At 69.4% G+C, this 12,305-nt stretch carries 11 protein-coding genes; 6 read left to right on the top strand and 5 right to left on the bottom strand.

The window, feature by feature from the left end:
• Positions 1-12: 12 nt before the first annotated feature.
• A complete protein-coding gene (locus N7L95_RS14530; protein WP_301255962.1) occupies positions 13-684 on the bottom strand; it encodes an SPOR domain-containing protein in 672 nt (223 codons plus the stop codon).
• 40 nt (positions 685-724) lie between these two features.
• Positions 725-2,410 carry an arginine--tRNA ligase gene (argS, locus tag N7L95_RS14525; RefSeq protein ID WP_301255961.1) on the bottom strand — a complete coding sequence of 562 codons (1,686 nt, stop codon included), beginning with the start codon at positions 2,408-2,410 and terminating at the stop codon, positions 725-727.
• Between the two features lie 99 nt (positions 2,411-2,509).
• Here argS and N7L95_RS14520 point away from each other — a divergent pair, with 99 nt between their 5' ends.
• Positions 2,510-3,850, top strand: a complete 1,341-nt coding sequence (locus N7L95_RS14520) for a serine/threonine-protein kinase (protein ID WP_301255960.1) — start codon at positions 2,510-2,512, stop codon at positions 3,848-3,850.
• 94 nt (positions 3,851-3,944) lie between these two features.
• Positions 3,945-5,417: a putative bifunctional diguanylate cyclase/phosphodiesterase gene (locus N7L95_RS14515; RefSeq protein WP_301255959.1), complete on the top strand. Its 1,473-nt coding sequence runs from the start codon at positions 3,945-3,947 to the stop codon at positions 5,415-5,417.
• A 12-nt stretch (positions 5,418-5,429) separates the two neighbouring features.
• Here N7L95_RS14515 and N7L95_RS14510 read toward each other — a convergent pair whose 3' ends face one another.
• From N7L95_RS14510 to N7L95_RS14500, 3 genes are read right to left on the bottom strand one after another with little or no spacing between them, the layout of a single operon-like run.
• Entirely contained in the window at positions 5,430-6,017 is a 588-nt protein-coding gene (locus tag N7L95_RS14510; RefSeq protein ID WP_301255958.1) for a DUF3617 domain-containing protein, read from the bottom strand.
• Between the two features lie 15 nt (positions 6,018-6,032).
• Complete coding sequence (locus N7L95_RS14505) at positions 6,033-6,488, bottom strand: DUF2214 family protein (protein WP_301255957.1); 456 nt, start codon at positions 6,486-6,488, stop codon at positions 6,033-6,035.
• Positions 6,489-6,515: 27 nt separating this feature from the next.
• Complete coding sequence (locus tag N7L95_RS14500; protein ID WP_301255956.1) at positions 6,516-7,454, bottom strand: LysR family transcriptional regulator; 939 nt, start codon at positions 7,452-7,454, stop codon at positions 6,516-6,518.
• A gap of 218 nt (positions 7,455-7,672) precedes the next feature.
• Here N7L95_RS14500 and N7L95_RS14495 point away from each other — a divergent pair, with 218 nt between their 5' ends.
• From N7L95_RS14495 to N7L95_RS14480, 4 genes are all read left to right on the top strand, one after another.
• Positions 7,673-8,395: a haloacid dehalogenase type II gene (locus N7L95_RS14495; RefSeq protein WP_301255955.1), complete on the top strand. Its 723-nt coding sequence runs from the start codon at positions 7,673-7,675 to the stop codon at positions 8,393-8,395.
• Between the two features lie 77 nt (positions 8,396-8,472).
• The gene (aceB, locus tag N7L95_RS14490; protein ID WP_301255954.1) at positions 8,473-10,053 is read left to right on the top strand and encodes a malate synthase A; all 1,581 of its coding nucleotides are present in this window, start codon (positions 8,473-8,475) and stop codon (positions 10,051-10,053) included.
• Between the two features lie 115 nt (positions 10,054-10,168).
• A complete protein-coding gene (locus N7L95_RS14485) occupies positions 10,169-11,320 on the top strand; it encodes an iron-containing alcohol dehydrogenase (RefSeq protein WP_301255953.1) in 1,152 nt (383 codons plus the stop codon).
• 111 nt (positions 11,321-11,431) lie between these two features.
• Entirely contained in the window at positions 11,432-12,205 is a 774-nt protein-coding gene (locus tag N7L95_RS14480; RefSeq protein ID WP_301255952.1) for a class II glutamine amidotransferase, read from the top strand.
• Positions 12,206-12,305 lie beyond the last annotated feature (100 nt).

The raw sequence follows: 12,305 nt of genomic DNA, 5'->3' as shown, positions 1-12,305 counted from the left end.
CAGCCGGTGGCTTCAGCGCTGCACCCGCACCAGGGCGGAGTCGATGCCGCTGCCGGCCAGCTTTTCCTTCGCTGCATCCGCCTCGGGCTGCGAGTCGAAGGGGCCCAGGCGCACGCGGTAGACGGTGCGGCCGGTCTGCTCGCGCTCGGTGATGCGGGCGGTCAGGCCCATCATGGCCAGCTTGGCACGCTGCTGCTCGGCCTCTTCCTGGCGCGCATAGGCGCCGGCCTGCACGAAGTAGGCGGCGTTGTCGGCCGCCGGCTTGTCGGCGGGCGCACCGCCGTCGGGCGCCTGGCCGGCCAGGATGGCTGCCGGGTCGCGCGAGGACGCGGCGGCCGCCGAGGCTGCCGGCCGCGGCGCATCGACCGTGCGCGAGGCGGTCTGCGGGGTGTTGCGCAGGCCCGGCGGCAGGGCCGCCGAAGCAGCCGGCGTCGCGGCTTCGGAAGCCGCCGGCGTGCTGGCCTGCGGCCGGGCCGGCGTGCGGCCCTGCAGCGGGGTGTTGGGGTCCCAGTTCCGGTTGCGCTCGGCTTCCGCCGCGTCCTGCTCGGCGGTGCGCGAGGGCACCTTGTTGACGAAGGGCACCGGCACCTTGGTGACGTACAAGGCCACGCCGAGCGCCAGTGCCAGGCCGACCAGCAGGCCGACGATCATGCCGAGGATGAAGCCGCCGCGTTGCTTTTTCATGTGTTGTGGCTTTCGTTGAGGTCCGGGCACCCGACGGTGCTCACATTTTTTCAGGGGCACCCACGCCCAGCACGGCCAGCCCGTTGCGCAGCACCTGCATCGTGGCGGTCAGCAGGGCCAGGCGGGCGCGGGTGAGCGCCGCATCCTCCACCAGGAAGCGCTGCGCCGCGTAGTAGGCGTGGTAGGCACCGGCCAGGTCACGCAGGTAGAAGGCCACGTCGTGCGGCGCCAGGTCGTTGGCAGCGCGCGCGAGCATCTCCGGGTACTCGGCCAGCTTCAGCATCAGGGCGGTCTCGCTGGGGGCCACCAGGTGCGACAGGTCGGCCTGCTGCAACGCTGCGAGGTCGCCCTGGTACTCCGCGACGAACTTCTCCCGCACCGAACAGATGCGCGCATGCGCGTACTGCACGTAGTACACCGGGTTCTCGTCGTTCTGCTTCAGGGCGAGGTCGACGTCGAAGACGAACTCGGTGTCGGCCTTGCGGCTGATCAGGAAGAAGCGAACCGCGTCGCGGCTGGTCCATTCGATGAGGTCGCGCAGGGTCACGTAGGAGCCGGCACGCTTGGAGATCTTGACCTCCTCGCCGCCCTTCATCACGGTGACCATCTTGTGCAGCACGTAGTCGGGGTAGCCCTGCGGGATGCCGGCGCCGGCCGCCTGCAGGCCGGCACGCACCCGTGCGATGGTGCCGTGGTGGTCGCTGCCCTGCACGTTGATGACCTTGGTGAAGCCGCGCTCCCACTTGTTGATGTGGTAGGCCACGTCCGGCACGAAATAGGTGTACGTGCCGTCGGACTTGCGCATCACGCGGTCCTTGTCGTCGCCGTAGTCGGTGCTGCGCAGCCACAGCGCGCCGTCCTGCTCGAAGGTCTTGCCGGCGGCGATCAGCTTCTGCACGGTCTGCTCGACCCGGCCGCTGCCATACAGGCTGGATTCGAGGAAGTAGTTGTCGAACTTGACGCCGAAGGCCTGCAGGTCGAGGTCCTGCTCATGGCGCAGGTAGGCCACCGCGAACTGCCGGATGCCGTCCAGGTCGGTGGCATCGCCCGAGGCGGTGAACTCGCGGTCGTCGGCCTTCACGGTCTGGCGGGCCAGGAAATCGGCCGCGATGTCGGCGATGTACTCACCGTTGTAGGCCGCCTCCGGCCAGCCGGCGTCGCCCGGCTTCAGGCCCTGCAGGCGCAGCTGGGTGGAGTGCGCCAGGGTGCCGATCTGCACGCCGGCGTCGTTGTAGTAGAACTCGCGCGTGACGTCCCAGCCCTGCGTCTCGAACAGGTGGCAAAGGGCGTCACCCAGCGCCGCCTGGCGGCCGTGGCCCACATGCAAGGGGCCGGTGGGGTTGGCCGAGACGAACTCCACCATCACGCGCTGGCCATTGGCCGGCTGCCGGCCGAAGGCTTCGCCCGCCTGCAGGATCTCGGCCACCACCTGTTGCTTGGCGGCCGGCTTCAGCCGCAGGTTGATGAAGCCGGGACCGGCGATCTCCATGCTGTCCACCCAGCGCTCGAAGGCGGGGCGCTGCTTCAGGCCGTCGATCAGCTGCTGGGCCAGTTCGCGCGGGTTTTTCTTCAGCGGCTTGGCCAGCTGCATGGCCGAGGTGCAGGCCAGGTCGCCGTGGGCGGCCTGCTTGGGCAGTTCGAAGGCCGCCACGGGCGTCTGCCCGGGGGCAAGCGCCGCCAGCTCGGCGGCCAGGGCTTCAAGGAGTTCGTGTTTGGCGCGGATCATCCGGCGATTCTACTTTTCGGTTCGGCCTGGCTTGCCCGCTTGCGGCCCGGCGGCAGCAATGAAATGATGGGCGCTGCCAACGACGCCGCAGCGGTTTGAATGACAGACGCCCCCGAGACCTCCCCGTCCCTGCCCGAACAGATCGGCGAATACCGCGTGGTGCGCAAGCTGGGGGAAGGCGCGACGAGCGAGGTCTTCCTCTGCCGCGACGAGTTCCACGACCGCGACGTGGCCGTCAAGCGGGTGCGCGAGGCTGCCCTGCGTGACCCGGTGGACGGCCGCTACTACTCGCGGTTCTTCGCCGCCGAGGCGGCGCTGGTCGGGCGGCTGCACCACCCGCACGTGGTGCAGATCTACGACGCGGTGGAAACCCCCGGCGAGCAGTACCTGGTGATGGAGCATGTGCCGGGCAGCACGCTGCGCCCGTACTGCCGGGTCGACCAGCTGCTGCCGCTGGAGCTGATCGTCGAGATCGGCTTCAAGTGCGCGATGGCGCTCGGCTACGTGTTCCGCCAGGGGCTCATCCACCGCGACGTCAAGCCGGCCAACATCCTCACGGTCTCCACCGCCGGGCATGTCACCGACGTCAAGGTGAGCGACTTCGGCAGCGTGCTCAACCTCGGCGCCGACACCACCCAGGTGCACCGGGTCGGCTCGCTGACCTACATGTCGCCCGAGCAGCTGGACGGCGGCGCGCTCAACGCGCAGTCCGACATGTATGCGCTGGGTGCGGTGCTCTACCACCTGGTGACCGGCCACGCGCCGGTGGAGGCCGCATCGCAGGCGGCCATGATCCAGGGCATCCTGAACGGGCCGGTGGTGCCGCCCAGCGAGCGGCGCCATGCGGTCGAGCCGGCGGTGGACGACGTCATCCTGCGCGCGCTGAACAAGCGGCCGGAGGACCGCTATGCGGAGTGGGAGGACTTCGCCAACGCGCTGGCCGGCCTGGTCACGAACCGCCAGGTGCCGCGCGGCAACCTGCAGGCGGTGCTCGACTCCGAACGCTTCAGCCTGCTGCGCCAGCTCGACTTTTTCTCCGACTTCGACGATGTCGAGCTCTGGGAGGTGGTGCACCAGGCCCGCTGGCAGCGCTTCGCCACCGGCCACCGGCTGATGCGCCGCGGCGAGAAGGGCCGCGACTTCCACATCATCGCCCAGGGCGCGGTCGAGGTGCAGCGCGACGGCCAGCGGGTAGAGGTGCTGAAGGCCGGCATGCTGGTGGGCGAGATGGCCTACCTGGCGCCCAGCCGGGAGCTGCGCCTGCGCACTGCCGACGTGGTGGTGATTGATCCGATCACCACCATTTCCTTCACTCCTGAAACACTCGGGCAGATCAGCCTGGCCTGCCGCGGGCGCTTCAACGAGGCCTTCATCGCAGTGCTGGTGCGGCGCCTGCATGCGGCGCATGAGGCGCTTTCCCATCCCCAGCGCATCCTGTGATGGCGGGGCAGGCTCCAGACTTGCTTGAGAGCGCATCATGTGCCGTGGACCGACGGCACGTTCGCCCGCCTTCCTCGACAATGGCTGCAGCCCGATGAGCACGCCCTCCCATCGTCCCCCGGACCCCGGCTCCCTCCCGCGCGAGGAGGCGGCGCGCACGCATGAGCTACAGGACCTGCAGGCGCGGCTGCGCGAATGCGGCGAGGCGCTGGCGCTGGCCCAGGCGCAGCTGCGGCAGGAGACGGAAGCGCGCCGTGTCGCGGAAGGCCAGCTGCGCCACCTGGCCGAGCACGACGCCCTCACCGGCCTGCCCAACCGCCGCGTGCTGGAGCTGTGCCTGCAACAGGCCACCGTGCAGGCGCGCGAGCAAGGCCGGCTGGCGGGCGTGATGTTCCTCGACCTCGACCGCTTCAAGAACATCAACGACACGCTGGGCCACCTGATGGGCGACCGGCTGCTGCAGCGGGTGGCCGAGCGGGTGAGGCGCAGCCTGCGCAGCGGCGACACGGTGGCGCGGGTCGGTGGCGACGAGTTCGCGGTGCTGCTGCCGGGCCTGGACGGCCCGGCCGAGGCGGCACGCATGGCGGGCCAGCTGATCGGCGAGGTGTCGCTCCCCTACGAGATCGACGGGCTGGAGCTGCGGTTGACGCCCTCGGTGGGGATTGCGATGTTCCCGGGGCATGCCGAGTCGGCGCAAGGCCTGCTCGACGAGGCGCGTGCCGCGATGTACCAGGCCAAGGCGCAGGGGCGCGGCGGCTACCGCTTCTTCAGTGGCCACGACGACCTGCTGTCCTCGCAGCGGCTGCTGCTGGAGAGTGACCTGCACCGGGCGATCGAGCGCGGCGAATTCGAGTTGCATTTCCAGCCGCGCTACGAGCTGGGCAGCGGCCTGCTGTGCGCCTGCGAAGCCCTGCTGCGCTGGCAGCATCCGAGCCGGGGCTCGGTCAGCCCGGTCGAGTTCATCCCGCTGGCGGAGGAAACCGGCCTGGTGGTGGCCATCGACGAATGGGTGCTGGGCGAATGCTGCCGCCAGATCGAGCGCTGGACCGCCAAGGGGCTGGAGATCTGCCCGATCTCGCTGAATGTCTCGGCGCGCCAGTTCCGCAGCCTGAACCTGCTGGGCGTGCTGGACCGGGTGCTGGGCGAGACCGGCGTGGACCCCCGGCTGCTGGAGGTCGAGATCACCGAGACGACCCTGATGCACAACACCGAGCAGGCGGTGGCCACGCTGGGCCAGCTGCATGGCCTGGGCATCAAGATTTCGGTGGACGACTTCGGCACCGGCTATTCCAGCCTGGCCTACCTCAAGCGCTTTCCGGTCGACCTGCTGAAGATCGACCGCTCCTTCGTGCACGACCTGGTCAGCGACCCCGACGACGCGGTGATCGTGAGCGCCATCATCGGCCTGGCCCGCAGCCTGCAGTTGCGGGTGGTGGCCGAAGGCGTCGAGACGCGCGAGCAGGTCGACTTCCTGCGCCGGCGTGGTTGTGACGAGGCGCAGGGCTTCCTGTTCAGCCGCCCCCTGCCGCCGGCGCAGCTGGAGCCGCTGTTCAACCGGCGCTACTGAGGCTGCGGCCTCTCAGCCGCCCAGCGGCTTGATGCCCTGGCAATCGCTGCCGAGCCAGCGGCCGGTCTGCTCCATCTTCATGCTCATCGGCTGGCCCTGGATGGTGCCTTCCATGGTCATCGAGGTGCGGTACCCCTCGGGCGTGATGTTCCAGCCGCGGCCCTCGCCCTTGAGCGAGCCCTGCGGGCCGCTGCAACTGAAGCTGAAGCGGGCCTCGCTGGAGGAGGTGGGCGACAGGCTGTGCTCGCATTTCATCGACGGGTCGGGTGCCTGGGCAAAGGCATCGCGCTCGGCCATCTGGGGCGACAGGCAGTAGCGCATCGCGCCGGGCTTGGAGCCCAGGCCCAGGCCGCGCTCGCGCATGCCCTGCTCCAGTTGCTGGCGTTGCGCCGGTGTCATCTTGGCGTGGGCCGCGTCCATCTCTCGCTTGGACGGCATGGCCTGGCCCGCCACTTGGCCGCTGTGCTGGGTCTGCTGCACTTCCCAGAGGCCGGGCTTGCGCTTGCTGAGGGTCTGCGCCTGGCCGGCGCCAGCGGCGAGCATGGCCGCGGCGGCCAGCACCGGCAGCAGGCGGATGGGTCGGTGAAGGATGGGGGGCATGGGCTCTCCTCGTTCTCAACGGGTCCAGACGCCGCGGGCCAGCAGGGTCGCCGCCAGCGGCACCAGCAGGAGCAGGTGGGCCTGGATCATGATCCAGCGCCGTGCCTTGCGCACCTCGGCCTCGGGCGGCAGCGCGCCACTGGCGTCCAGCGCCTTGCGCCAGCGGATGAACAGCAGGGTCGGCCGGATCGACATCGCGCCGATCACGACGAACAAGGTCAGCTTCAGGTGCAGCAACGGCTGGCTCCAGTACCAGCCGGTGCCCTTGTAGCCCCAGACGGTGCGCGCCACGCCCGTCAGCAGCACCGCGAAGGCGGCGGCCAGGTAGATCTGGTCGAGCCGGCCGAGCCGGCGCACGACGGCGGCATTCATCCATTCGGTGCGGCACAGTGCCGCCTCGCTGGTCAGGAACACCACCAGCGTCAGGATGGCGGCAATGTGGGCGTAGGCGAGGAAGGCTTCAAGAACCATGGTTTTCCTTTCTCGGGGACAGGTCGCTCATGCGACGAGGACTTCACCGGGGGCCGGCGGCGGCCGCTGCCAGTATCCCGGGTCGCCGTAGCTGTGCTTGAGGAAGTCGATCCACAGGCGCACCCGCAGCGGGAGGTGCTTGCGCTGCGGAAACACCGCATAGATGCCGTTCGGCGGCGCCGCATAAGCTTCGAGCACCTGCACCAGCCGGCCGGCGGCGAGCTCGGACTCGACCTCCCAGGTGGAGCGCCAGGCGATGCCCAGGCCGCTCAGGCACCAGTCGTGCAGCACCTGGCCGTCCGAGCAATCGAGCTTCCCGGGCGGCCGCAGGTGGGTCAGCTGGCCGTCCACCATGAAGGCCCAGCCACGGGTCTGGCTGGCGTCCGAGCTGAGCGTCAGGCAGTCGTGCTGGTTCAGCTCGCCAGGGTGCTGCGGGGCGCCCCGGCGCTTCAGGTAGGACGGCGTGGCCACGCACAGCCGCCGGTTGTCGGCCAGCCGCAGGCTGACCAGGCTGGAGTCGGGCAGGTCACCGACCCGCACCGCGCAATCGAAGCCCTCGTTCACGATGTCCACCACCCGGTCGCTGAGGTTGAGCGACAGCGACACCTCCGGGTGCAGCGACAGGAAACGCGGCACGAGCGGCGCCACATGGCGGCGCCCGAAACCGGCCGGCGCGGTGATGCGCAGGTGGCCGCTGGCCTTCACGCCGCCTTCGGAGACGCTGGCCTCCGCATTGGCGAGGTCGGTCAGCAGGCGCTGGCAGTCTTCGAGGAAGGCGCTGCCCTCGTGCGTCAGGCTGATGCGGCGGGTGGTGCGCACCAGCAGTTTGACGCCCAGTCGTTCCTCCAGCGCATCGATGCGGCGGCCGATCACCGCCGGCGCCACCCCCTCGGCCTTGGCGGCCGCCGTCAGGCTGCCCTTGGTGGCCACAGCGACAAACGATTCGATCTGCTTGAGTCGGTCCATGCCTGTCCGTGCGTAATGCACAACCGGCGCCAGACTATCCGCCGAAAAGTAAAAAATCAACCGAGGATCCGCCCCTTGTCGATCGCCAGGGTCAGTAATACAGCCGCTCCTCTCTCTGGAAGCGGCATGGGGGTGGTGGCGATTGCATCGTTTTCAGTCAAAGATAAAACGCAAAGTGCACTTGTAATCACTTCACAAGTTCCGAATAAAGTGACGGCATGAAGCTGCCCGTGCTCCATGCGGTCTTGTTCGATGCCTATGGCACGCTGTTCGACGTGTACAGCGTCGGGCTGCTGGCCGAGCAGCTCTACCCGGGCCAGGGCGAGGCGCTGGCCACCGCATGGCGTGACAAGCAGATCGAGTACACCCGCCTGGTCAGCATGGCCGACCCCGGCGGGCGCCGCTACCGGCCCTTCTGGGAGCTGACGCGCGACGCGTTGCGCTACAGCAGCCGGCGGCTCGGCCTGTCGCTCACCGCCGAGCGGGAAGAGCGGCTGATGAACCAGTACCGCCACCTCAGCGCCTATCCCGAGAACCGGGAGGTGCTGCAGGCACTGAAGGCGCGCGGCGTGCCCACCGGCATCCTGAGCAACGGCGACCCCGCCATGCTGGAGATCGCGGTGCGCAGCGCCGGCCTGCAGGGCCTGCTGGAGGCGGTGGTCAGCGTCGAGCCGCTGCGCTGCTTCAAGCCCGATCCGCGCGTCTATGCGCTCGGCCTGCAGACCTTGCAGCGCCAGCGCCCGGAGCTGACGGCCCGCCAGGTGCTCTTCGTGTCCGGCAACGGCTGGGACGCGGTGGGCGCCACCTGGTTCGGCTTCACCACCTTCTGGCTCAACCGCCTCGGCCTGCCGGCCGAGGAGCTGGGCGTGCGCCCGACGCGTGAGGGCCGCAACCTCCACGAGGTGCTGGCGCTGCTGGGTGGCGAGGGGGCGCGGGCATGACGCCCGGCCGGCCCGCTTGCCGCCTGGCCCCGGCAGACCATTCATCGTTTCCCGACCTATCGTTCTAGGAGCTGACCATGTCCCTTCCCCTGCCCCAAGGCATGCAGATCACCGGTGCCATCGAGCCCGGTTTCGAGCGCATCCTGACCCTGCCGGCCCTCGAACTGGTCGCCAAGCTGCATCGCAGCTTCGAGGCGCGCCGCCAGCAACTGCTGAAGGCCCGGGTCGAGCGCGCCCAGCGCCTGGACGCCGGCGAACGCCCCGACTTCCTGCCCGAGACGCAAGCCATCCGCGACGGCGACTGGACCATCGCACCCATCCCCAAGGCGCTGGAGTGCCGCCGCGTGGAGATCACCGGCCCGGTCGAGCGCAAGATGGTCATCAACGCCTTCAACTCGGGGGCGGACAGCTACATGACCGACTTCGAGGACTCCAACAGTCCCAGCTGGAGCAACCAGATCCAGGGCCAGATCAACCTCTACGAAGCGATCCGCCGCACCATCCGCCTCGAGCAGGGCGGCAAGACCTACCAGCTCAACGACAAGATCGCCACGCTGCAAGTGCGCCCGCGCGGCTGGCACCTGGACGAGAAGCACGTGACGGTGGACGGCCAGCGCGTCAGCGGCGGCATCTTCGACTTCGCGCTCTTCCTCTTCCACAACGCACGCGAGCAGCTGGCCCGCGGCGCCGGCCCCTACTTCTACCTGCCGAAGATGGAGAGCCACCTGGAAGCGCGGCTGTGGAACGACATCTTCGTCGCCGCTCAGAACGAGCTGGGCCTGTCGCAAGGCACCATCAAGGCCACCGTGCTGATCGAGACGGTGCTGGCCGCCTTCGAGATGGACGAGATCCTCTACGAGCTGCGCGAGCACAGCGCGGGCCTCAACGCCGGCCGCTGGGACTACATCTTCAGCTGCATCAAGAAGTTCAAGGTGGACAAGAACTTCTGCCTGGCCGACCGCGCCAAGGTGACGATGACCAGCCCCTTCATGCGCGCCTACGCGCTGCTGCTGCTCAAGACCTGCCACAAGCGCAATGCGCCGGCCATCGGCGGCATGAGCGCGCTGATCCCGATCAAGAACGATCCCGAGAAGAACGCGGTGGCGATGCAGGGCATCATCAACGACAAGAAGCGCGATGCCACCGACGGCTACGACGGCGGCTGGGTGGCTCACCCGGGCCTGGTGGAGCCGGCGATGAAGGAATTCCTCGCGGTGCTGGGCGAGCGGCCCAACCAGATCGGCAAGCAGCGCCCGGACGTGCAGGTGAGTGCTGCCGAGCTGCTCGACTTCAAGCCCGAGGCGCCCATCACCGAGGCCGGCCTGCGCATGAACATCAATGTCGGCATCCACTACCTGGGCGCCTGGCTGGCCGGCAACGGCTGCGTGCCCATCCACAACCTGATGGAAGACGCGGCCACCGCCGAGATCAGCCGCTCCCAGGTGTGGCAGTGGATCCGCTCGCCCAAGGGCGTGCTGGACGATGGCCGCAAGGTCACGGCCGAGATGGTGAAGGGCTTCGTGGCCGAGGAGCTGGAGAAGGTGAAGGCCACTGGCGTGCCGGGCAAGTTCGACCGTGCGGCCGAGATTTTCGCGGTAATGAGCACCCAGGACGAGTTCGCCGAGTTCCTGACCCTGCCGCTGTACGAAGAGATCTGAGCCGGCGGGCCGTCGCCCGCGTGGCGGGCGGCGGTGTCACCTGCGCGAAAGCGCGGGCGGGCGGCCTGCGCTACGGTGGCGGCTCCTTTCAGCGACCCTGTCGCGCGGAGTCCGCATGGCCGTCCTCAACTACCTCACCACCACCTACTTCGACCATGGCGCCCTGGCCGGCATCGGCCGGGCGCTGGCGCGTGCCGGCATGCGCCGGCCGCTGGTGGTCAGCGGCCCGTCGCTGGCCCGTGGCCCCATCCTGGCTGCGCTCAAGGCCGTCTGGCCGGCCGAGCTGCCATGGGTGCTGTTCAGCGAGGTGCCAGCCAACCCGACCGAAGACGCCGTGATGGACGCACTGCGGCTCTACCAGGCGGAGGACTGCGACGGTGTGGTCTGCCTCGGCGGCGGCTCGCCGATGGACCTCGGCAAGGCGGTCGCGCTGCTGGCCCGCCTGCCGCCGCCGCTCACCCAGTACGCGATGACCGAGCCGCAGGGGCGGGCGCGCATCCGCGAGGTGGCGCCCATCGTCGCCATTCCCACCACCGCCGGCACCGGCTCGGAGGTGAGCGTGGCCACTGTCATCATCTGCCGCGATGGCCGCAAGCACAGCTTCGTCAGCGAGCTGCTGGTGCCGCGGGTGGCGATCTGCGACCCCGACCTCACGCTGGGCCTGCCGCCCGGCCTGACCGCCGCCACCGGCATGGACGCGGTCACCCACTGCATCGAGGCGGTGCTGTCGCCGGTGGTCAACCCGCCGGCCGAGGCGGTCGGCCTCGACGGCCTGGAGCGGGCCATCGGCCAGGGCCACCTGCTGCGTGCGGTGGCCGACGGCCAGGACCGCGAAGCCCGCTGGCACATGATGATGGCCTCCACCGAAGGTGCGATGGCCTTCGTCAAGGGCCTCGGCGCGGTGCATGCGATGAGCCATGCGGTGGCCCGGCTGGACGGGCTCAGCCCGCACCACGGCACGCTGAACGCGGTGATCCTGCCGGCGGTGCTGCGCTTCAACGAAGGCCATGTGGGCGCCAAGTACGACCGCCTGCGCCGAGCCATGGGCCTGGCGCCGGGGGCCGACCTGGCCGCCTTCTTCGAGGCGCTGAACCGCCAGCTGGGGCTGCCCGGCTCGCTCACCGCCATGGGCGTGGGCCCGCAGCACCTGGACGAACTGGTGGCGCACAGCGTGATCGACGGCAACACCTCCACCGCGCCGCGCCGGCCTTCGGCGGACGACTACCGTGGGCTGTTTGCCGCCCTGCTGGACGGAGCCAGCGCATGAAGGGCTGAGAAGCGCGACGGTGGAAAAGCCGGGGCCTGCCGGCGGGTGGTGCGGGCGGGTGCTGCGCTTCGTCTAGGATGGGCTGACCTGTGACTTCCCCGACGGTGCCCCATGTGCCAGCTCCTCGGCATGAACTGCAATACACCGACCGACATCGTGTTCAGCTTCACGGGTTTTGCCACGCGCTCACAGGAGCATGCCGACGGCTTCGGCATTGCCTTCTTCGAAGGCACCGGCGTGCGGCTGTTCGTGGACCACCAGCGGGCCCTGGCTTCGCCGGTGGCCGAGCTGGTGCGCGGCTATCCGATCAAGAGCACCAACGTCATCGCCCACATCCGCAAGGCCACGCAGGGCCGGGTGGCGCTGGAGAACTGCCATCCCTTCGTGCGCGAGCTGTGGGGCCGCTACTGGGTGTTCGCCCACAACGGCGACCTCAAGGGCTTTGCGCCGCGGCTGCATGCCGCTTTCCGCCCGGTGGGCGATACCGACAGCGAACAGGCCTTCTGCTGGCTCCTGCAGGAGCTGGCCAAGAACCATGCGATGGTGCCGACGCCCGAGCAACTGACCGAGACGCTGCAGGAGCTGGTGCCGCAGATCGCCGCCCACGGCACCTTCAACTTCATGCTCAGCAACGGCCATGCGCTGTGGGCCCATTGCTCGACACGGCTGCACTACCTGGTGCGCCAGCACCCCTTTCCGGTGGCCCGCCTGCAGGACGAGGACGTCACGGTCAATTTCGCCGAGGTGACGACACCGCGGGACCGGGTCGCCGTGATCGTCACCGAGCCCCTGACCGACAACGAAGCCTGGGTCGCGTTCGAGCCGGGTGAGCTGAAGGCCTTCGTCGACGGGGCGCCGTTGGCCACCGCAAGCCACCCGGCCTAGCGCAGGCTGCCCCCTGCAGCACCGGCCCGCCCCGGCACCGCGCACGGCACGGCGGCATGCGCCTTGCCGGGGCAACGCTGTGGCCGTGCCCGGGCCGCAG

The sequence above is a fragment of the Eleftheria terrae genome (assembly GCF_030419005.1).
Classification (GTDB): Bacteria; Pseudomonadota; Gammaproteobacteria; order Burkholderiales; family Burkholderiaceae_C; genus Caldimonas; species Caldimonas terrae.
Note: the sequence above shows the minus strand (reverse complement) of the source record. Positions and strands in the feature narration are given on the sequence as shown.